This window comes from Sagittula salina (assembly GCF_017813235.1).
Classification (GTDB): Bacteria; Pseudomonadota; Alphaproteobacteria; order Rhodobacterales; family Rhodobacteraceae; genus Sagittula; species Sagittula salina.
Genome location: NZ_JAGISH010000009.1, coordinates 1 through 20651, shown reverse-complemented (window position 1 = coordinate 20651; position 20651 = coordinate 1). Strand labels below are relative to the sequence as shown.

Sequence of the window (20651 nt, the reverse complement as noted above, 5' to 3'; positions counted from 1 at the left end):
TCACTGCCCCTCGTCTCCCCCACCCGGCTGGAGGGTGCGGCATGACGCGCCTCTTGTCGCGGGCATTGCCTCCTGTGGATGCCTCCGCAATCGTCTCCGGCGGCCCCGCGCTCGGCCCTCGCAAGACGGACTGCTCCGCGTGTCCTGCCGCGCAGCCGTCCTCGCCACGCTGCAGCCTGCCGCCTGCGCCGACACGTCCCTGCCGTTGACGCAGGGTCCGGCCGGAGCTTCGGGACGGCTGGCAGCGGATGGCGCCCGGCTGGCGGTCACCATGGACGGCACCACCTGCACCGCCCGCCCGAAACCGCTGACGCGTGACGCCGCCCAAGGGCCGCTGCTGCAGGCCCCGCTGACCTGTGCCGATGGCCGCCGTGGCACCGCCACACTGCGCCCGCTGCCGGTTGCAGGCTACGAGGGACTTCTCGAATTGCCGGGATTGAAAGCCCGCCTGACCTACGACCGGACCGCCTCATGAGGCTTTTCACCGCCGCGTCCAGCCCTCGCCCGCCAGGCCGCATCGTCCGTTGGCGCGCGTCTCGCGGCACCGTTTCACCGCTCTGGGGCGACGGCGCCGCGATGCGCGCCCGGAACCCGACCGCGATGGCCCGCACCCGAATAGCGGCGCAAAACACTTGCCGCGACCCCGCTTCGCCTGCTTCCATGGCGCCCGGCGCCATCGCGACAGTCCCTGACACCAATCCAGAAGACCAGAAGGCCCGCCCCCGACAATGAACGCCCCAATAGCCCGGACACCCATGCAAACCCCAACGCCGACAGCTCCCCAGACAGCCGACCGCCCGCCGGTCATCCAGGCAAGCCACGTCGACCTGACCTTTCACACCAATGACGGTCCCGTGCACGCGCTCAAGGACGTCTCGCTCGACATCCCGAAGGGGGCATTTGTCTCCTTCATCGGGCCATCGGGCTGCGGCAAGACCACCTTTCTGCGCTGCATGGCCGCGCTCGAACACCCCACCGGAGGCACGCTGACAGTAAACGGCATGACCCCGGACGACGCGCGGCGGGCCCGCGCCTACGGCTATGTCTTCCAGGCCGCGGGGCTTTACCCGTGGCGTACCATCGGGCGCAACATCGCCCTGCCGCTGGAGATCATGGGCATTCCCAAGGCCGAGCAGGAAAAGCGTATCCAGCGTGTGCTCGACCTTGTCGAGCTTTCCGGGTTCGAGAAAAAATTCCCCTGGCAGTTGTCGGGCGGCATGCAGCAGCGCGCGTCCATCGCCCGCGCGCTGGCCTTCGACGCGGATATCCTGCTGATGGACGAACCCTTTGGCGCGTTGGACGAGATCGTGCGCGACCGCCTGAACGAGGAACTGCTGCGGCTCTGGGACAAGACGCAGAAGACCATCGCCTTTGTCACACATTCCATCCCCGAGGCGGTTTACCTCTCGACCCATATCGTCGTCATGAGCCCGCGTCCGGGTCGCATCACCGACGTGATCGAAAGCCCGCTGCCGCGCGAACGCCCGCTTGATATCCGCGACACGCCAGAATTCATCGAGATCGCCCATCGCGTCCGCGAGGGCCTGCGCGCGGGGTACGAGGAATGACACGCGCGGCCGGCAATCTCCGCGACGAGAGCGCGGGGTCGTGATGGTCGACACCATCCCGCCCTGGCAGGCGCCCCCCTTGCCACCCGTACCTCAGCCACCCGCGATCCAGCCGGCTGGCTTCTCAGGCGAGGAATTCACGGTCCGCCGCGCGCGGGCGGGCGACGCCGCCGCCTGCGCCGCGATCTTCTCCCGCTGGGCCCAGGCGACCGACTGGTATCCGCGTTCGCTGACCCACGTCCAAGTCGAAGCACGCGTACGCCGCGTCTTCCACCAGCGCGAGATCTGGGTCGCAGAAGCCCCCGCAACGGAGGCGCCTCTGGGCTACATCTCCGTCGACCCGGAGACCCGCGACATCGGCGGCCTCTACTGCATCCCCGCAGGAAAGGGCATCGGCAGCGCCCTGCTCGCCCGGGTGCAGGCGCGACATGACACGCTGACCGCCAGTCCACCGCTGCGCAATATCGCCGCCCAGGTCTTCTTCCGCCGCAAGGGCTTTGTGCCCGTCGGTGAACACCTGCGCTGCGGCTTCAACGACCTGCCCGAACTGCGCCTCGAATGGTGGCGCCCCGCATGAGGCACAGCATGACACGCATCCCCCCGCTACTCGGCGTCCTCGCCGCCCTGATCGCCCTGTGGTACGCAGCCGTCGTGCCGATGAACGTGCAGGAGACCCTGACGCAGGCGCAACGCGCCGGGGCCGTGGTCACCCCCACCGAGGCCACCGCGCGCCGCGACACCTCCAACCTCGTGCTCGTGGCGTCGAACCTCGACCACCTCGGAGAAAGCTGGTCGCTCGACCGGCCCCGCCTGCCCGCCCCGCACCAGGTGGTGGCGGAACTCTACATCTCCACCATCGGAGAGGAACTCACCGGCCGCCGCGGCCTGGTCCAGAGCGGCTCGCTGTCGAACCGCGGCCTGGTCTACCACGCCCTGGTGACGCTGAACGCGACCTTCCTCGGCTTCCTGATCGGCACCGGACTGGGCACCCTTCTCGCCATCGGCATCGTGCATTCGCGCACCATGGACATGAGCGTCATGCCGTGGGCCATCGTCAGCCAGACCATCCCCATCGTGGCGCTGGCGCCCATGATCATCGTCGTGCTCTACTCCGTCGGTATTCAGGGCCTGCTGCCCAAGGCGGTGATCTCCGCCTACCTCAGCTTCTTCCCGGTGGTCGTCGGCATGGTAAAGGGCCTGCGCTCGCCCGACGCCATGCAGATGGACCAGATGAAGACCTGGTCGGCCACCTCCCGCGACACCCTCCTGAAACTGCGCCTGCCCGCGTCTACGCCCTACCTCTTCGCCTCCCTGAAGATCGCCATCGCGGCCTCGCTGGTGGGCGCCATCGTGGGCGAACTGCCGGTGCAGAAGGGCGGACTGGGCGCGCGGATGCTCGCGGGCAGCTACTACGGACAGACCGCGCAGATCTGGGCAGCGCTTCTGATGGCCGCCGGGCTCGCCGCGGTGCTCGTCTGGGGCATCGGCGCCATCGAGCGCCGCACCCTCGCAAAGATGGGGATGAGCGCATGAGCCATCCCCTGATCCCGCGCCCCCGCTTCTTTGCTTTCGAAATACTCCCGCCGGAGGCATCCGCCACCGCCAAGACCGGAGTTCCCCTATGCCCCTGATCCTCGCCGCACTCGTCCTTTGGGCCGCAGGCTGGACGCTCAACGCCGTCCTCGCCAACGGCCCCTCCTGCCATACACGGCCCGTCCGTCTGGCCGTGCCGCTGATCTTCGGCGCGACCCTCGTCGTCATGTGGGAGCTTGTCGTGCGCGGCGCGGGCGTTCCGGCGGTGATCCTGCCGCCGCCCTCCGCCATCGCGGAGCGGTTCGCCGCCAACCTCGGCCTGCTCTGGGGGGATTTCACCCAGACCATCCTCAAGGGCGCCGTGGCGGGCTACATCATCGGCAATGGCGCCGCCTTCCTGACTGCGCTGCTGATCGACCGCTCAGACTGGCTGCGCCAGGGGCTGCTGCCGCTGGGCAACTTCATGGCCGCGCTGCCCATCGTCGGCACCGCGCCGATCCTCGTGATGTGGTTCGGCTTCGGCTGGCAGTCGAAGGCTGCCGTCGTCGTGCTCATGGTCTACTTCCCCATGCTCGTGAATACCGTGGCCGGGCTGGCGGAAACGTCCCAGATGCAACGCGATCTCATGAAGACCTACGCCGCAAGCTGGTCCCAGACATTGTGGTCCCTGCGCCTGCCCGCCGCCCAGCCGTTCATCTTCAACGGGTTGAAGATCACCTCGACCCTCGCCCTGATCGGTGCAATCGTTGCAGAGTTCTTCGGCTCGCCCACTCTGGGGCTGGGGTTCCGCATATCGACTTCCATCGGCCAGCTCGACCTCGCCATGGTCTGGGCGGCGATCGTGACTGCTGCTTTGGCGGGCACCGCCTTTTATGGCGTCGTGGCGCTGCTCGAAAACCGTGCAACCTTCTGGCACGCCAGCCAGCGCCAACGCTAGAGTTCACCAGAACCCCCCGGCAAAGAATCGGGGGATCAACCAAAACCAACAGGAGAAGACCATGAAATACACCCTCACCGCCGCCTCCGCGCTTGCGCTCATGGCCAGCCAGGCTCTGGCCGCCGACGATGTCACGCTGCAGCTGAAGTGGGTCACGCAGGCACAGTTTGCGGGCTACTACGTGGCGCTCGATCAGGGTCTGTACGAGGCCGAGGATCTTAACGTCACCATCATGCCGGGCGGTCCGGACATCGCGCCGACGCAGGTGATCGCGGGCGGCGGTGCCGACGTGATCGTCGAATGGATGCCTGCGGCCCTCGCCGCACGCGAAAACGGCCTGCCGCTGGTGAACATCGCCCAGCCGTTCAAATCCTCGGGCATGATGCTGACCTGCTGGGCCGACGTCGGCATCAAGGACCCCGCCGACCTCGCCAACCGCACGCTGGGGGTCTGGTTCTTCGGCAACGAATATCCCTTCCTGTCGTGGATGTCTTCGCTGGGCATCAAGACCGACGGCAAGGCCGAAGGATCGGTCGAGGTGCTGAAGCAGGGCTTCAACGTCGACCCGCTGCTGCAACGCCAGGCGGACTGCATCTCCACCATGACCTACAACGAATACTGGCAGGTCATAGACAGCGGTGTGGCGCCGGAGGAACTGGTGACCTTCAAGTATCAGGACCAGGGCGTCGCCACCATGGAGGATGGCCTGTACGTGCTGGAGGACAAGCTCTCCGACGAGGCCTTCGTCGACAAGATGGCGCGCTTCGTGAAGGCCTCCATGGCGGGCTGGAAATGGGCCGAGGAGCATCCCGAAGAAGCGGCGATGATCGTGCTTGACTACGACGAGACCGGCGCTCAGACCGAAGAGCACCAGATCCGCATGATGGGCGAAGTGGCAAAGCTGACGGCGGGGTCGGACGGCTCCCTGGACGAAGCTGACTACCAGCGCACCGTGGACACGCTGCTGGCCGGCGGCTCCGACCCGGTGATCACCAAACAACCCGAAGGCGCCTTCACCGACGCCATTACCGACAAGGCGTTCATGAACTGATCGCCCTGACGGCCCGAGGGGCCCTGGCCCTCCCGATCCAATGCACGCCCCCCGGACCTTCCTGCGGGGGTCGTTGCGTTTAGGGAAACAATTTGTTTCAAACAACTACACTGTCGCCACCACCCCGGCAAACGCGCCAGCAAGACCAACAACTTCTTGCCACATTTTCCACCCGCCGCCACAGTTTGCGAGGATTGAACCAAGGCTTTGGGGGGACGGGTGATGATTTTCCTGGCGACGCTTTTCGGCATTCTCGGCGCGACATTCGCCTATGCGGGTACGAATGGTTACGATCAGGTTACCGGCACCGAGGGCGACGACACCATCTCCGGGCGCGGCGGCAACGACGAGATCTACGGCGGCGCGGGCGGCGACCTGATCCACGGCAACGCCGGAAACGACAGCCTCGAGGGTCAGGCGGGCGACGACACGCTCAGCGGCGGTTCAGGCGACGACAGCCTTGGGGGCGGCACTGGCGCCGACGACATCCACGGCCGCCGCGGCGACGACCAGCTGAACGGTGGCGAAGGTGCCGACGCCATGAATGGCGGCCCGGGAATCGACGACCTTCTCGGCGGCCCCGGCGACGACTGGCTGCGCGGCGGCAGGGACGACGACTGGATCGCGGGCGAAGGCGGCGACGATACGCTGATCGGTGACGCCGGAGACGACGAACTACACGGCGGGGACGGCGCCGACCTGCTGCGCGGCCGCGCGGGCGACGATGTCGTCTTTGGCGGGGCCGACAGCGACACGCTGCAGGGCAATTCCGGGAACGACGACCTGTCCGGTGACGACGGCGACGACCTGCTGCTGGGTGCCTCCGGCAATGATGTTCTCGATGGGTCGAGCGGTGAGGATACCGTCGTGGGCGGCACTGGCGACGACTATCTTGACGGCGGTCAGGACGATGACACCGTGATCGCGGGTGCGGGCGATGACACCGCCTGGGGCGCAGACGGCAACGACAGCATCGACGGCGGTGGCGGCGACGACCTGCTCGGCGGCGCAGATGGCGACGATACGCTTCTGGGCGGTTCGGGCGACGACACGCTCGATGGCTACTACGATGCGGACATACTCTATGGCGGGGACGGCGACGACAGCCTCATCGGCGACCACGGCGCGGACATTCTTTACGGCGGGGCGGGCAACGATACGCTGGAGGGTGGCAGCTTCAATGACATCCTGTACGGCGGCACGGGCGACGACCTGCTGGTGGACAATGGCGACGAAGGCAACGAACTCTACGGTGAGGCTGGCAACGATACGCTCGCCGCGCCGGAGGATGCATTCTTCAACGGCCCCACGTCTCTGGACGGTGGTGCCGGTGACGACCTGCTTTACGGCGTTTCCTATGCTACGATGACCGGCGGCAGCGGCGCGGACAGCTTCATCGTGGATGCGGGGGCCGACGAACCGATCATGATCACAGACTTCGACCCGGCTCAGGATCAGCTTCTGGTCGCTGTCCCGCCCGGCACGGTGCTGGCTGACGTGTCGCTCACCACCGTGTCGAGCGACGATACTATTACCGAAATCACCGTCTCCATCGACGGCGCGCTGGTCACCGTGCTGCAGATCGCAGCCATAGGGGCCGAAGCCGTAGCGGACCTGCCGGTGGCGATCGTCACCGACGACGACCTCGACACGCTCTACACCGGCAGCTTCGGCACGGTGGACACCAGCAACACCACCCCCGTAGCCCCGATGGCCGCATCCACCTGACGGCGCAGGGCGGACTGGCCCGATTCTGGTCCGATTAATGCCAGGTTCCGCCACCCGAAAAGGCCTGCCCACACTGTCCGACCAAGGTCCTGTCAGCCAAGGGTCCGGGTGGGGTCTCTCAGCGGTCCAGGAGGAATGCCGCCCCACCGGAACCGGGTCACGCGACGGCCCAGATGGCACCCCCGCTTCAGCTTCTTTGGTTCCCAAATACCTCCGGGGTCAGTCCCGCAGGGACAGGGGCAGAGCCCCTCGCGCAGCCGCAGGCCGCGCGCCTTGCCACACGCAAGGCGAAAGCGTTTCAGTCTCGCGCCAGCACGATCCCCCGCCCCGCCACCGCCGGTCGTTCCAGCCGCGCGTGTCGGTCCGCGACCATGGCCAGCCGCTCCGCCACGACCGCGCGCCACCCCTCCGGACGCCGGGTGCGCAGGTCGAACCCCAGAAGCCCCATCTCTGCCGTCGCCGCCACCGCGCCGGTGGCGTCCAGCACCCGGTGAAACAGGATGGCCCCCCTCGCATTCCACGCCAGAACCTGCGTCTCGATGCAGAACGCCTCCCCCTCCAGCAACGCGCCGCCGCTGATCATATGGCTCTCAGTGACGACAAATTCGTGGCCCTCCCGCGCGGCCACCGCACAAGGATCGTTCACCCAGTCGAAGAAAGCCCGGTTCGCCAATTCGCAAACCGTCAGGTGATACGCCATGGTCATCTGGCCGAATCCGTCCACCCACTCCGGATGCACCGCGTCCTCCACCAGCACCAGCGGCGCCGCTACCGCACCGGTCCAGACGGGGTGCAGGACGGCCTCCGCCTTCGGTATCATTCGCCGCTCCAGACGGGCGCGCGCTTTTCCATCACCGCCGCCATCACCATATCCGCCGCCAGCACCAATTCGAAGCCGCCACCCAGCGCGTTGCCATTTACCGCCGCGATCACCGGCTTTGTCAGGCCCCAGAACCCCGTCAGACCGGCAAAATCGCCCTCGCCTCTGGCAGAGCCCCTCCCCAGTAAGGCAACCGCATCCTCCGCTTTCAGGTCCCAACCGGCGGAAAAGAACCGCCCCCGCGCGGTGACGATCCCGACCGAAAGCCCGTCGTCCCGCTGCAACCGCGCAAAGGCCGCGCGCAGCACCGGTGAGGTCGCGGCGTCCACGGCGTATTCCTCGCCGCGCTCCAGCGTGATCTCCAGCACGCGGCCCCGCGCCTTCACCGTCGCATCCGCCATTCGCTGTCCTCCATCCCTCTGCGTCACGCTCCCCCAACCGCGCGCCCCGCGCAACCCCGCAAGCCCCAGCGCATACGCTCGATTTCCGGGCAGCCGCCGCCAATCCGGGGCAATCCCCGGCAAGACAGGTTTCCTGCCGGACGCTGCCTGCGCTATACCCGTCAGGACCAAGCCCGGAAGACAGAGCCCATGCCCGAGGATACCCCCGTCGCCCCCGCCGCCCTGCGGTCCCGCCTGCGGGCACTGCTCATGCGCCTCTACAAGGACCGCGACCCGGACGAACTCGCCTCCGAGATCATCGCGGCCTTCTGGCCCGCGGACCATGCAGGCGGCACCCGGCCCCGTGCCCGCGCGCGCAAGCCCGGCAACGCGCTCTGGTCGCAGAAGGACGTGCTGCTCATTACCTACGGCGACAGCCTGATCGACGGCGTCTACAAACCGCTCGACCTGCTGCGCGACTTCCTGTCCGAAAACCTCAGCGGCGTGGTCAACGGCGTGCATATCCTGCCGTTCTTCCCCTTCACCTCCGACGACGGTTTCGCCGTGACCGATTACACGAAGGTCAACCCCACGCTCGGCGATTGGCCCGATATCCAGCGCATCGGCGCGGAGTGGAAGCTCATGTCGGACCTCGTGCTGAACCACGTCTCCTCGCAGGGGGCGTGGTTCAACGCCTACCGCCAGCAGCAGCCCCCCTACGACCACTTCTTCTTTGAAGCCTCGCCCGAGGATGACCTCTCCACGGTCGTGCGCCCGCGCATCACCCCGCTCCTGCAGGAGGTGGAGACCGCCGGGGGCACGAAACACGTTTGGTGCACCTTCTCCCACGATCAGGTCGACCTGAACTTCAAGAACCCCGAGGTGCTGAAGGAGATCGTCCGCATCATCCGCCTGCATGTCGACATGGGCGTCCAGATCATCCGGCTGGACGCCGTGGCCTTTGTCTGGAAGGAGCCGGGCACGCCCTCGATCCACCTGCCGCAGACCCACGCCATCGTGCAACTTCTGCGCGTGCTGGCGGATTTCGCGCAGGAGCCTGTGGTGCTGCTCACGGAAACCAACGTCCCCAAGGCCGAGAACCTCAGCTACTTCGGGCAGTTGAACGAGGCGCACTGGATCTACAACTTCCCCCTGCCGCCGCTGATCCTGCATGCCATGCTGTCGGGTGACGCGCGCTACCTCGCCCACTGGATGCGCGCAATGCCGCCCGCGCCGCAGGGCTGCGCCTACCTGAACTTCACTGCCAGCCATGACGGCATCGGGATGCGTCCCGCCGAAGGGCTGCTGCCCGACGAGGAGATCGCGCGCATGATCTCGACCGTCATGGATTCCGGCGGGCGGGCGTCGATGCGCGCGCTGCCTGACGGCGGCACGGCAGTCTACGAGCTGAACGCCACCTTCTTCTCGGCCGTGGCGCGCAGCTACAAGGGCGACACGGCGCACCACCTCGACCGGTTCATCGCCTCGCAGACTATCGTCATGTCGCTCGAAGGCGTTCCCGCCTTCTACATCCACGCCATGCTTGCCACGGAAAACGACCTCGACGGCGTCACCCGTCGTGGCATGAACCGCGCGATCAACCGTCATCGCTGGGACTACCCCGAACTGCGCGCCCTGCTGGACGATCCCCAAAGCCCGCAGTCCCGCGTACTGGCGGAACTCTCCCGACGGCTGAAACTGCGGGCCCGCCAGCCCGCGTTCCACCCCAATGCCACCAACTTCACCCTGACGCTGGACGACCGGATCATGGCCGTCTGGCGGCAGGCGCCGGACCGCTCGCAGTCCATATTCGCGCTGCACAACGTGTCCGCCGAAACGGTCGACCTGCCACCCCGCGCAATGAACCTGATCGCCGACGAAACATGGACCGACCTGCTGACTGGCGAAACCCTGCACCCCGAAGAAGACGGCGTCACCCTGGCACCCTATCAATGCCGCTGGATCACCAACCGGGGATGACCCCCGGACCGCGCGCGCCGTTCCGCCGGGGCCCGCGAATATCGTGCCGAAGGGGGCTTGCAAATGGCCCCCCGCGCCATGACCTGAGCAGGACCGGCAGCGCATCCCGCGCCGCCCCTGCCCGGATAACACCCATGCTCGATACCTGGGCGCCGCTCCTCGGCGGCCTCGTCCTTCTTACCTTCGGTGGGGATATCCTCGTACGGGGAGCCGTCGCCCTCGCCCGCCGGCTCGCGGTGTCGCCGCTGATGATCGGTCTCGTGCTCGTCGGCTTTGGCACTTCGCTGCCGGAACTGGTCACCTCCCTGCGCGCGGCGCTGATCGGCGCCCCGGGCATCGCATGGGGGAATATCGTCGGATCCAACATCGCGAATATCCTGCTCATTGGCGGCATCTCCGCGCTGCTCTTTCCGATCGCCGTCTCCCGCGCGGGACTCAGACGCGATGCCTCCGTCATGGTGGCGACCGCCGTGGCCTTCGCGCTGCTCGCCGCCAGCGCCGGGATGGGCCGCCTGCCCGGCGTGCTCTGCCTCGCGGGCCTCGCCACCTACATCGCCCTCGTCTACCGCCAGGAACGCAACACCCCGCCGCCGGAGGAGAGCCCGGCCCCGCCCGCCCCCCTGCTCTTCCCGCTGCTGATGGCCACGGCCGGACTCGCCCTGATCATCACCGGCGGCGGGCTGCTGGTGTCGGGCGCCGTGGAAATCGCCCGCACGCTGCAGATCTCGGAATCCACCATCGGCCTCACGCTGGTCGCGGTCGGCACCTCGCTGCCGGAGCTCGTCACCTCCGTCATTGCCGCGCTGCGCCGACAGGGCGATGTCGCCTTCGGGAATATCGTGGGATCCAACATCTACAACATCCTCGGCATCGGCGGCATTACCGCGCTGATCGCGCCATCCGATCTGCCGCCCCGCATCCTCGCGGTGGACACGCCCGCGATGCTTGTGGTCTCGCTTCTGTTCCTTGTCTTCGCCGCCACCCGGCTGCGCATCGCCCGTGCCGAAGGCGCCGTGCTTCTCGCGGGTTACACCGCCTACATCGGCCTCATGCCGGGCTGACCACGCCAGCCTGCGCGCTGCCTGCTTCTCCGTGGGGCCAGCATCTCCGGGGGGAGGCGCAGGCCGGGGGCAGAGCTCCCGTATCCCTCACAGCCATGTGCGGTGCGCCGACACCATGCACCACGGGTTGGCGGGCGGGCGATGCGCGGAACGCGCGAGAGCCGCCCCCGACCCGTTCGGGCCCTCTGACAAGCCGACCCTCAGAACGGGCGCGCCTCATACTCCGCGTTGTCGGCGGCCACGATCGCGCGCAACTCGCCCACCAGACCCGGATCGGCAGCGTTCACCCGGCTCCAGTTCGGAATAAAGGGCGCCTCGTTCGGCTTCGCCAGAAAAACGTGCCCCGCCGCCATGATGTTCTCTGCGAACAGCTCGATCGTGCGTTCCTCGCGGTGCCGGTCCAGCGTCAGCCCGTTCATCCGCGCGTCATTGTCGTAGAACTCCAGCAGGTCCAGCGCGATCCGGTAGTAAGTCGCCTTCAAAGCCCTGAACGTATTGGCGGAAAAAACTGTCCCATCGGCGGCCAGCTTGCGGAAGATCGCCTTGCAGATGTCCGTGGACATGCGGTTCAGCCCGGCCTGCGCGTCATCTTCGCTGACCTCCTGATGCTTGTGGTCGTAGGCGTCGGCGATTTCGACCTGACAGACCGAATGCCGTCCCGAGTTGCGCCAGACCTCCGAAAGGACGCCGATCTCCAGCCCCCAGTCCGAAGGAATGCGCAGGTCCGGCACCAGTCCGGTCCGCAGCGCGAATTCCCCCGACAGCGGGTAGCGGAAGGCGCGCAGGTAGTCGATGTAATCGCGGTCCCCGATCACCTTCTTCAGCGCGATCAGAAGCGGCGACACAAGCAGCCGCGTCACCCGGCCGTTCAGCTTGCCGACGCCGATGCGGGGATAGAATCCCTTCGACAGCTGGTAGCGGAAGTTGGGGTTGACCACGGGGTAGACCAGCTTTGCCAGCATATCCCTTTGATATGTAATAATATCGCAATCATGCAGCGCCATCACCGACGTATCCGCACAAGAGATCATGTAGCCCATGCAGGTCCACATGTTCTTGCCCTTGCCCGGCTCCTGCGGCGCCAGCCCCAGCCCGTCAAGCTTTTCCATCCAGGCGGTCATGCGCGGGCTGTCATTCCAGAGCACCACGTGATCCTGCGGCAGTACCGAAAAAAAGTCCTTCGCCCGCCGGAACTGGTGCTCGTCGGCGCGGTCGAGACCGATGATGATGCGATGCAGGTAGCTGACCTGCGAAAGCTCTCCAAGAATCTTGCCCAGCGCCGGGCCCTCCAGCTCGGAGAACAGCGACGGCAGGACGAGGCTGATCCGACGCGTCTGCGCGTAGCTCTCGATCTCGTAGACCATCTCCTCGATCGGCCTTTGCCGCAGGTCGTGGAACTGGGCGATATTGCCGTTCTGGTGAAAGTCAGCCATGCATTTCAGTCCTTCTCAATCTCGTTCAGCAGGGCCAGGACCGCATCGGCCCAGCCCTGTGGCCCCGGCGCCTGCGTGCGCCGGATGCGTCCCTTTGACTCGCCGTCCATGGGGGGCAATCCGGCGCCATGGCCGTTGGCCACGATCACGCCGTGATCCGCCGCCTCCAGCATCTCGCTGTCGTTGGGCGCGTCTCCCAGCGCGATGGTCCGGTCGGCGCCCAACTCCGCCGCGATCTCGCGCATGGCGCAGGCCTTCGTCCGGCCCAGCGACAGCGTCAGGAACCGTCCACCCTGCCGCGCCGTCACGCCATACATCCCCAGCATCGTCCGAAAGGCGGTCAGCTCCGCCGCCGTCCCGGTCCACGATCCGGGTTCGGAGAACTGCCGCTGCCGCGCCAGCGCAGCGGTCTCCTCAGCCAGCCCGGTCATCTCTGCCACCCGTTCGTCGGAGACATCGCCGAAGCCCTCGAAGACCGCGCGCAGTTCGGTCGGGACGTCGCGCAACGCCTGCCGGATGCGCGCGTAATCCTCGCCGCCCTCGATGGGCTGTCCGGGGCGGTAGATCCCGGCGCCATTTTCCACGATGGCGGGGGTCTGCCCCAGCCCGAGGGCCTCGTGGAGTACCGCCACCTCGGCGGCAGTCTTCGATGTGGCCAGCACCACGGGCACACCGCGCGCCTTCAGCGCGTCCAACGCGGGGCGAGCCGGTTCCCAGGAATAGGTTTCGTGATCCAGCAAGGTGCCGTCAAGGTCGGTGAAAACAATCAGCGTCATGGCGCCCTCCTGCCGTCTGGGATCAACTATGCCGGAGCGGCGGCGCGGCAACCAGCCCCATGTCAGCCCATACCGACGCGGCAGGCCCCGCGCCTCGGCAAGGATCCGGAATAGCCGCCAAAGCAACCGGGCAGGCCCGCCGGGGTGTCGCGTCGCCATGCACCTGTGCGGCCCGGCACCCTCGCCGGTTTCGCCGCCACATCCCGGTATGCCCTCATGCGCCCAACGCCTCCCGCAGTGAGGGGCTGCCCTCGAGAAGGTTCCGCAGGTCCGGTTGCGACGGAAGGCACCTCGACCAACAGGCAGATCCGGATCGCCACGCTCGAGAAGACCGGGGGGCGCCCCGGTCGGCCCTCAGGCGGTGCGTGCCAGGCCATCGCCTTGTCCAGCCACTGCGGCACCGCCCCCCTCTGCCTCGGTGCCGCATTGGCGTCGGACCAGTGCGTCGTGCGGTAGCCGGCGGGTGACGGCTTATTCATGTGTCTCGTATGGGCACGGGTATTCACGACGTGAATCCATGACTTCCAGAGGTCTGCAACACCGCCGCTGCGCCGGTTCCGCGACCTGCTAAAGGAGCAGGCGGAGGGCGACAACCGGGACGCCTTCTGGCGGTCGCTGATGCTGGGGCTGATGGTCATGGCACCACTGGAGGTCGCTTCCTTCTTGGGCGCCCCGCCTTCCGCAGGCGACTCGCCGGGTCAGGCGGATTATTCTACCGCATCATCAGGGCACTGGTGATCCCCTTCATTCCGGTCTCGCTTGGAGTCCGGTTGATCATTGTCCCGTCGGGGCTGCGGGTACATTGAGCGAGCTCGGGATCTGGCGCGCTGACAACGGCATTTTCCTTTGCGGTGATAGCGGTCTTCGGGCGAGTCTGCCGGGAGGTCGACCACAGGCGTGCGGCGCGGGGGCGTTCGCGGACGAGGGCCTGGTGTGATGACCGTCTACCCCATCAACCCCATTTCCACCCTGTCGATGACGCGCTGGCACGGGCGCGAACTACCGCTGGAGGGCTGCTCCGACGACACGGCGCTGCCCAGGCACAGCGGGCCGTGCCCCGTCCGGTGGTCGGTATCGGGCAGCACCGCCTGTCACCACTGCGCGCCGCGCTGCCGGCGCTATAATGTGGTAACGACGCTGGCTGTTTCCGTCCGGGTTATCGACGCGAACATTCGCGGTTTCGGATTGAACAATCTGCTGGACAGGGTCCGCGCCAGCGGCATCCCGGTTCTGGCTCTGGATGCCGCCCCGGACGCCGCCCCGGACGCCGCCTGCGCGGGCATCCCATCCGAGGCCCCGCGCGCGGTGGCGGAGGACCGCTTCGATGCCGTGGTGCTTGGCTGCGTGGGCATGCTGCAGGTGGCGCGCATTTCGGGCGGCACTGCCCGTCCCGGTCATCGTCCAGGTCGTCGCCGTCTTGGGTGCAAGGCGGCCGACCGACATCCGGACCGATTGATACACGGCGCGCGTCGGCGCGCGCCTTACCGCGAGAATACAGCAGGCGTGCGGCTAAGCCCCAAAAACCCGGCGAAAAACAACCCATACGTGATTTATTCTGCACCTGCACCAATCAATTTCTCCACTGATTCGCCCGTTACGGCCACCCGGTCGGCCGCTCATGCCGAGATTGAACGAGCCCCGCGCCGAGCGCGCGACCGAATCCCGCCAACACGGGAACATGTCCACACTGACGAATGCGCACACACTGCACCCGTCAGTTGTAAAAAAGCGCCTTAGGGGTGAGGAAATCGCGTGTTTGCAGACTTTCGAGGCAGGTTCCCGCCGCAGGCGTTCGGTTTTGGCAGCAGTTTGCCGGAGGGACTTGGAAAACCCGCCGTTCACGATAAATGCTCAATTCGCAAACGATTGGCCACCCAAGGCAGCATGACCGAATCCCACCCCCTCCCCCCGTCCCTCTCCGCCGTCTCGCGGCGCAGCTTCCTCGCGCAGGTCCTGGCTCTAGCCGCGACCCTGCCGCAGCGCGGCAACGCGCAAGAGGCGAGTGAACCCACGCCTGCGGCACCAGGAGGCACACCCTTTTCCTTCGACATTCTGTCGCAAAGGATGCAGGCCGCCGCGCAGGAGGAATACGTTCCGCCGACCGAGATCACCGGCCCTGCCGCCGCGCTGACCTACGACGATTACCGTAAGGTGCAGTTCCGTCCGGAGCGCGCCCGCTGGGCCGGTGAAGACGCGCGCGCCGTCCTGCACGCCTACCACCCCGGCTGGCTGTTCCGCACCCCCGTGCATTTGCACGAGGTGGTCGACGGACAGGCGACGCCCATGCAGTTCACCCGCGAGGATTTCCGGTACTACGACGACCTCGACAAACGGTTTTCCGAGGATGCCGATCTGCCGGGGGTGGCCGGTTTCCGCATCAACGCGCCACTCAACAATCCGACCCGCTTCGATGAGGTCGTGTCCTTTCTGGGCGCAAGCTATTTCCGCGCGCTGGGGCGCGACAACCTCTATGGCCTGTCGGCGCGCGGGCTGGCTCTGAACACCGCCATCGGAGGCGAGGAGGAATTCCCCGCCTTTACCGAGTTCTGGCTGGAGCGCCCCGCACCCGGGCAGGAGACGGTGACCTTTTACGCCGCGCTGCACAGCCCATCCGTTGCGGGCGCCTTCCGGTTCACCCTGACGCCGGGCGAGACGACAGAGATCGCCGTCGACCAGCGGCTGTATTTCCGCGACGCCGTGGATCAGGTGGGCATCGCGCCGCTGACCTCCATGTTCCTCTTCGCCCCGAACGACATGGGCGATTTCCACGATTACCGCGCTCGCGTTCACGACAGCGAGGGACTGGTGGTGGTCACCGGTGACAGGCGGTTCTTCCGCCCGCTGCGCAATCCTGCGCGGCTGGGCAATTCCTACATCGGTGCCGTGTCGCCCACCGCCTTCGGGCTGGAGCAGCGCGCGCGCAGCTTTGACGCCTACCTCGACAGTCACGCGGGCTACGAACGGCGGCCTTCGCTGATCGTCGAACCCGTTGGCGACTGGGGGCGTGGCGCCGTGCGCCTGATCGAGATTCCCACAAAGCTCGAGAGCAACGACAACATCGCCGCCTTCTGGGTGCCCGAAGCCAAGGTGCAGGCCGGGGATGCGCTGGAGCTGTCCTACCGGCTGCTCTGGGGCATGGGACCGCTGAAGCCGGATTCCGAACATGCCCGCGTTTTGCGCACTTTGGCCGGACATGGCGGTGTTGCGGGCATCGAGCCCGCCCGCGACCGGCAAAAGTTCGTCATAGACTTCGGCGGCTCCATTCTGGCGGAACTTTCCGCCGCCGAGGACGTCAAGGCAAAAGTGTCCGCCCGTAACGGCGAAGTTGTGCAATCCATCGTCGAACGGCTCGAAGAGGAGGGCGGCATCTGGCGCCTCGTTCTCGAGGTCCGCGCCGAGGATGACGCCCCCGTCGAACTTAGCGCGGACCTGACGCTTGACGACCTGAGACTGACAGAGACCTGGCTCTACCAATGGACAAGAACCTGATGATCCCGACCACCGACGACACTCTGACCGGCCTGCCCCCGGTGGCGCCGCTCGACATGCCGACGCAGGTGCTGGAGAGGGTGAACCCCGCCGGGGACAGCCCGCGCGCCGCCATGCAGTCCCTGCTGGCAAGGCTGTTCCTGCGCCATGCGTGATCGGCTGACAGCAGCGACGCTGGGCTGGCGCGTGACGGCGCTGGGATTTGCCCTGCTCTGTGCCACGGCGGCGGCGGTTCTGATGACCGACGCCAGCTTTGCCCATGGCGGATCGCTGTGGGACGCGGCGCGGGTGGCGCTGATCTTCATCACGACGCTTTGGCTGGCCTGGGGCGCGGCGCAGGCCCTGATCGGCCTGCCCGATTTGCGGCGCAGGGTCCGCGAACTGCCCGCCCCCACCGCGCCGACCGTCGTGCTGTTGCCGATATGCAACGAGGACCCTGTCGCGGCCAGCGCCCGACTCGAGGCGATGGAGCAATCCTGCCGCGCCGCCGGGCTGACGGTTGATTTCGCCGTTCTTTCCGACACCCGCGACCGGCAGGCGCAGGCCCGCGAATACGCGGCCTTCCTGCCGCTGCTGCGCGAACGCCCCGACCGGCTGCGCGTCTACTACCGAAACCGCACCGACAACCACGGTCGCAAGGCGGGCAACATCGAGGAATTCATCCGCCGCTCGGGTGCTGCCTGGGAATTTGCCGTCATCCTAGACGCCGACAGCCTGATGGAGGGCGAAACCATCGCCCACATGATCGCCCGCATGATGGCGGAGCCGCGGCTGGGCCTGTTGCAGACGCTGCCGAAAATCGTTGGCGGCTCGTCGCTTTTCGGGCGCGCGATGATGTTCGCGGCGTCGTTCCATTCGCCGGTCTTTGCTCGCGGCCTGCAACGGTTGCAGGGCGAGACCGGTCCATTCTGGGGGCACAACGCCATCGTCCGCGTGCGCGCGCTGGCGCAATGTTGCGGGCTGCCGCAACTGACCGGCCCCGCGCCTTTTGGCGGCACGATCCTGAGCCACGATTACGTCGAGGCCGCGCTTCTGGCGCGCGGCGGCTGGCGTGTGGAGGTCGACCCCGCGATCGAAGGATCCTACGAGGAAGGCCCCGACAACATCATCGCCTACGCGCGCCGTGACCGCCGCTGGTGTCAGGGAAATCTGCAGCACATCCGCCTGCTGACCGCGCCGGGGCTGAAAACCTGGAGCCGCTTTGTCTTTGTGCAGGGGATCGCGGCCTACCTCGTCTCGACACTGTGGGCGGCTTTCATGATCGCCTCCGTGCTGGCGACGGTGACGGAGCCCGCGCCCAACTACTTCCCCGAACCCTATCAGCTGTTCCCGGTCTTTCCCGACGACCGCACGCGCGAGATCGTGGCGCTGGCCATCGGCATCGGCGGGCTGCTGCTGCTGCCAAAGTTTGCCATTCTTGCGCAGGCTGTCGCCGCGCGCCGCACCCCTGGTTTCGGCGGAGCGCTGCGCGCCACGGCGGGGGTGCTGGCGGAGGTGGTGCTGTCCTCGTTCATCGCGCCGGTGATGCTGGCCTACCAGACGCGGGCGGTTTTGCAGGTGCTGTCCGGGCAGGATGGCGGGTGGCCCGCCAACCAACGCGGCGAAGGCCGCCTGTCCCTGCCCGAAAGCATCGCCGCCGGGGGCTGGATCGCGCTCTGGGGGCTGGCGGTGCTGCTGGCAACCGGGTGGCTGGCCCCCGCCCTGACCATCTGGCTGCTGCCTGTGACCCTGCCGATGATCGCGGCCCCACTGCTGATCTGGGCAACCTCGCTGCCGATCCTCGACGGTCTGTTCCGGACACCCGAAGACGCCCGCCCCAGCCCCGTCCTGTCGCATTACCGCGCACTCCACTCTGCGCCGTCGCCCCTCCCCGCGGCGGCGGCACACGCCGCCTGAGGCGGCACGGCCCCCTTTCTCAGGACCCGAGTCCCAGATCATGACCCAACCGCAGATCATTCCCCTCTCTGCCCGGACCCCGGTGCCGGTGAAGGCCCCGCGCGATCCGCGCATCGACATGTTCCGCGGGCTGGCGCTGGTGATGATCCTCATCAACCACATGCCCGGCAATCCGTGGGAGGCGATCACCTCGCGCAACTTCGGTTTTTCCGACGCGGCAGAGGCGTTCTTCGTCATGTCCGGCATCGCGGCGGGGATCGCCTATTCACCCGCCATGCTGCGCTGGCTGGACGGCAAGGGTCGCCTGCGCGACGCGGTTCTGCCGCTGTGGCGGCGGGCCTGGACGCTTTACATGGTGCAGATGCTGTTGACGGTGCTGGCGCTGGGGCTTTTCGCCTGGGCGACCTACGCTTTCGTGAACCCGAAATTCAGCGAGATGCACAACCTCGCCACCTTCTACCGCGACCCGGCCAAGGCGCTGATCGGCCTGCCGCTTCTGGGCTTCCAGATCGGTTACGTCAACATCCTTCCCAGCTATATCGTACTGATGCTTGCCGCGCCGCTCGCTCTGATCGGCGGCCTGCGTTTTCCACGCCTGACACTAGCGGCTAGCGTGACGCTGTGGCTGATCGGCGGCATCTATCGGCTGAACATCCCGAACTACCCCGGCAACGGCGGCTGGTTCCTGTCGCCGCTGTCGTGGCAGTTGATCTTTGTCGTCGGCCTCCTGATCGGCATCCGACACCGGCGGGGTGAACGTCTGGTCCCGGTTTCCCGCCTCCTGCTGGCGGTGGCTGCGGGCTATCTGCTGTTCGTGCTGGCCTGGCGTGAGATCCCGGCGCTTGGGCAGTTCATAAACCACAAGATGGCGCAGCTGAGCAGCGTTGGCGTACCCTACCCCTTTACCTCGCACAACAAGACCTACCTCGCCTTCCCCCGCCTCAGCCACATGCTGGCGGTGGTCTACGTGCTGTCTTGCCTCGGCTCCGTCCGCGTGATCGCCGGGCACCGGCTGGCGGCGCCTCTGCGTCTACTGGGCCGCCACAGCCTGCCGGTCTTTGCCTTTGGCACGATGCTGGCCCTCTCCGGTCAGATCGTCTTTGTTCTGACGCCCGATCAGGAAATTCGCTGGCTCATCCCGCCGCTGGCCGCCCTGCTGAGTTGGGGCCTCGCCCGGCTGAAGGTTGCCTCCGCACCCTCCCCCGCCCCTGCACAGACCGGCGCGACCCAGCCCGCCCGCCCGTCCGGCCTGCGCAGCAGCGCCTGACGCGCGTGTACCCTACAGGATGCGGACGCACCGGGGGCGGAGGCAGGGCGCGGAGAGACGCACTTCCCTCGGCCCCCGAAAGCCTGCAAAAGCCTCCCCATCGGTCCCTTAGCTCAACTGGATAGGGCAGGAATAACACCCTGAAAACTACCCTCTAGTGACAAGTTCATGAGATCTTGTAAGATTTTTCAGTAGACACCCCAACTTATACAAAGTTGACAAGGTAGCGAATTCGGCTGATACAGCCGAAGCGAAAACGGGCCGTTAGCTCAGCTGGATTAGAGCAGGGAACTTCTAATTCTCAGGTCGGGGGTTCGAGTCCTCCACGGCTCGCCAAGCCCCTCCCCAGCATGCCAAGGGGGCATAAGAGTGCGCAACCCGGCGGTTTTTCGCGCGCACCCGTGTCAAGGGGAATCTTCATCTCCCTCGAATATTTCTGAAAGGCTCTGTTTGAGAGTTTTCGTCCGATTCTGCTGGAGAGCGAAATTTTTCAGTTGGCGGGGCTTTGTTGCACAAATCCACGCCGGGGATTCACTGCGTGAATCCAGCATGATAGCGAGGGGCTATGAGCAGTTGGGCCCCTACGAGGTACAAGACCACGAACTGGCCATCGTACAACGACAGTTTGAAGCAGCGCGGATCGTTGTCGTTTTGGTTCGACCCGGAGATGGTGTGGGCACCACCACCGAGCGGCAAACGCGGTCGGCAGCAGCAATTCAGCGACGCCGCCAT

At 66.7% G+C, this 20651-nt stretch carries 18 protein-coding genes, 1 tRNA gene and 2 pseudogenes; 16 read left to right on the top strand and 5 right to left on the bottom strand.

Features of this window, described 5'->3' with window-relative positions:
* The first annotated feature begins 139 nt into the window (after positions 1-139).
* The 7 genes from J5474_RS15695 (at position 140) to J5474_RS15665 (ending at position 6817) form a co-directional block, all read left to right on the top strand.
* On the top strand, positions 140-475 hold the full coding sequence (locus tag J5474_RS15695) for a hypothetical protein (protein ID WP_209361877.1): 336 nt from the start codon (positions 140-142) through the stop codon (positions 473-475).
* A gap of 280 nt (positions 476-755) precedes the next feature.
* Positions 756-1568 carry an ABC transporter ATP-binding protein gene (locus J5474_RS15690; protein ID WP_209361876.1) on the top strand — a complete coding sequence of 271 codons (813 nt, stop codon included), beginning with the start codon at positions 756-758 and terminating at the stop codon, positions 1566-1568.
* A 43-nt stretch (positions 1569-1611) separates the two neighbouring features.
* On the top strand, positions 1612-2145 hold the full coding sequence (locus J5474_RS15685) for a GNAT family protein (protein WP_209361875.1): 534 nt from the start codon (positions 1612-1614) through the stop codon (positions 2143-2145).
* An 8-nt stretch (positions 2146-2153) separates the two neighbouring features.
* Positions 2154-3101, top strand: a complete 948-nt coding sequence (locus J5474_RS15680; RefSeq protein ID WP_209361874.1) for an ABC transporter permease — start codon at positions 2154-2156, stop codon at positions 3099-3101.
* Positions 3102-3189: 88 nt separating this feature from the next.
* The gene (locus J5474_RS15675; RefSeq protein WP_209361873.1) at positions 3190-4038 is read left to right on the top strand and encodes an ABC transporter permease; all 849 of its coding nucleotides are present in this window, start codon (positions 3190-3192) and stop codon (positions 4036-4038) included.
* A gap of 61 nt (positions 4039-4099) precedes the next feature.
* The gene (locus J5474_RS15670; protein WP_209361872.1) at positions 4100-5089 is read left to right on the top strand and encodes an ABC transporter substrate-binding protein; all 990 of its coding nucleotides are present in this window, start codon (positions 4100-4102) and stop codon (positions 5087-5089) included.
* 222 nt (positions 5090-5311) lie between these two features.
* Positions 5312-6817: a calcium-binding protein gene (locus tag J5474_RS15665; RefSeq protein WP_209361871.1), complete on the top strand. Its 1506-nt coding sequence runs from the start codon at positions 5312-5314 to the stop codon at positions 6815-6817.
* A 298-nt stretch (positions 6818-7115) separates the two neighbouring features.
* Here J5474_RS15665 and J5474_RS15660 read toward each other — a convergent pair whose 3' ends face one another.
* On the bottom strand, positions 7116-7637 hold the full coding sequence (locus J5474_RS15660) for a thioesterase family protein (RefSeq protein ID WP_209361870.1): 522 nt from the start codon (positions 7635-7637) through the stop codon (positions 7116-7118).
* Entirely contained in the window at positions 7634-8038 is a 405-nt protein-coding gene (locus J5474_RS15655; protein ID WP_209361869.1) for an enoyl-CoA hydratase-related protein, read from the bottom strand. The genes J5474_RS15660 and J5474_RS15655 overlap by 4 nt, the downstream gene beginning before the upstream one ends.
* A gap of 189 nt (positions 8039-8227) precedes the next feature.
* Here J5474_RS15655 and J5474_RS15650 point away from each other — a divergent pair, with 189 nt between their 5' ends.
* Together J5474_RS15650 and J5474_RS15645 are read left to right on the top strand one after the other, a co-directional pair.
* Positions 8228-9997 (top strand): alpha-amylase family glycosyl hydrolase, encoded by a 1770-nt coding sequence (locus J5474_RS15650; RefSeq protein ID WP_209361868.1) that lies wholly within the window; start codon positions 8228-8230, stop codon positions 9995-9997.
* 134 nt (positions 9998-10131) lie between these two features.
* A complete protein-coding gene (locus J5474_RS15645; protein ID WP_209361867.1) occupies positions 10132-11058 on the top strand; it encodes a calcium/sodium antiporter in 927 nt (308 codons plus the stop codon).
* 200 nt (positions 11059-11258) lie between these two features.
* On the opposite strand, the gene J5474_RS15640 is transcribed toward J5474_RS15645, so the two are convergent.
* From J5474_RS15640 to J5474_RS22835, 3 genes and pseudogenes are all read right to left on the bottom strand, one after another.
* The gene (locus J5474_RS15640; protein ID WP_209361866.1) at positions 11259-12491 is read right to left on the bottom strand and encodes a glycosyltransferase family protein; all 1233 of its coding nucleotides are present in this window, start codon (positions 12489-12491) and stop codon (positions 11259-11261) included.
* A gap of 5 nt (positions 12492-12496) precedes the next feature.
* Positions 12497-13267: an HAD-IIB family hydrolase gene (locus tag J5474_RS15635; protein ID WP_209361865.1), complete on the bottom strand. Its 771-nt coding sequence runs from the start codon at positions 13265-13267 to the stop codon at positions 12497-12499.
* 287 nt (positions 13268-13554) lie between these two features.
* A pseudogene (locus tag J5474_RS22835) lies at positions 13555-13746 on the bottom strand (IS5/IS1182 family transposase); the annotation flags it as partial.
* Positions 13747-14203: 457 nt separating this feature from the next.
* On the opposite strand from J5474_RS22835, the gene J5474_RS15630 reads away from it, so the two are divergent.
* From J5474_RS15630 to J5474_RS15600, 7 genes and pseudogenes are all read left to right on the top strand, one after another.
* Positions 14204-15004, top strand: a complete 801-nt coding sequence (locus tag J5474_RS15630) for an aspartate/glutamate racemase family protein (RefSeq protein ID WP_209361864.1) — start codon at positions 14204-14206, stop codon at positions 15002-15004.
* A gap of 147 nt (positions 15005-15151) precedes the next feature.
* Positions 15152-16756 (top strand): OpgD/OpgG family glucan biosynthesis protein, encoded by a 1605-nt coding sequence (locus tag J5474_RS15625; protein WP_209361863.1) that lies wholly within the window; start codon positions 15152-15154, stop codon positions 16754-16756.
* Complete coding sequence (locus tag J5474_RS15620) at positions 16756-16911, top strand: hypothetical protein (RefSeq protein WP_209361862.1); 156 nt, start codon at positions 16756-16758, stop codon at positions 16909-16911. The genes J5474_RS15625 and J5474_RS15620 overlap by 1 nt, the downstream gene beginning before the upstream one ends.
* On the top strand, positions 16904-18652 hold the full coding sequence (gene mdoH / locus J5474_RS15615; RefSeq protein ID WP_209361861.1) for a glucans biosynthesis glucosyltransferase MdoH: 1749 nt from the start codon (positions 16904-16906) through the stop codon (positions 18650-18652). The genes J5474_RS15620 and mdoH overlap by 8 nt, the downstream gene beginning before the upstream one ends.
* Positions 18653-18692: 40 nt before the next feature.
* On the top strand, positions 18693-19919 hold the full coding sequence (locus J5474_RS15610; RefSeq protein ID WP_209361860.1) for an OpgC family protein: 1227 nt from the start codon (positions 18693-18695) through the stop codon (positions 19917-19919).
* A gap of 258 nt (positions 19920-20177) precedes the next feature.
* A tRNA-Arg gene (locus J5474_RS15605) sits at positions 20178-20255 on the top strand.
* Between the two features lie 229 nt (positions 20256-20484).
* Positions 20485-20651 (top strand): annotated as a pseudogene (locus J5474_RS15600) (IS5/IS1182 family transposase); the annotation flags it as partial.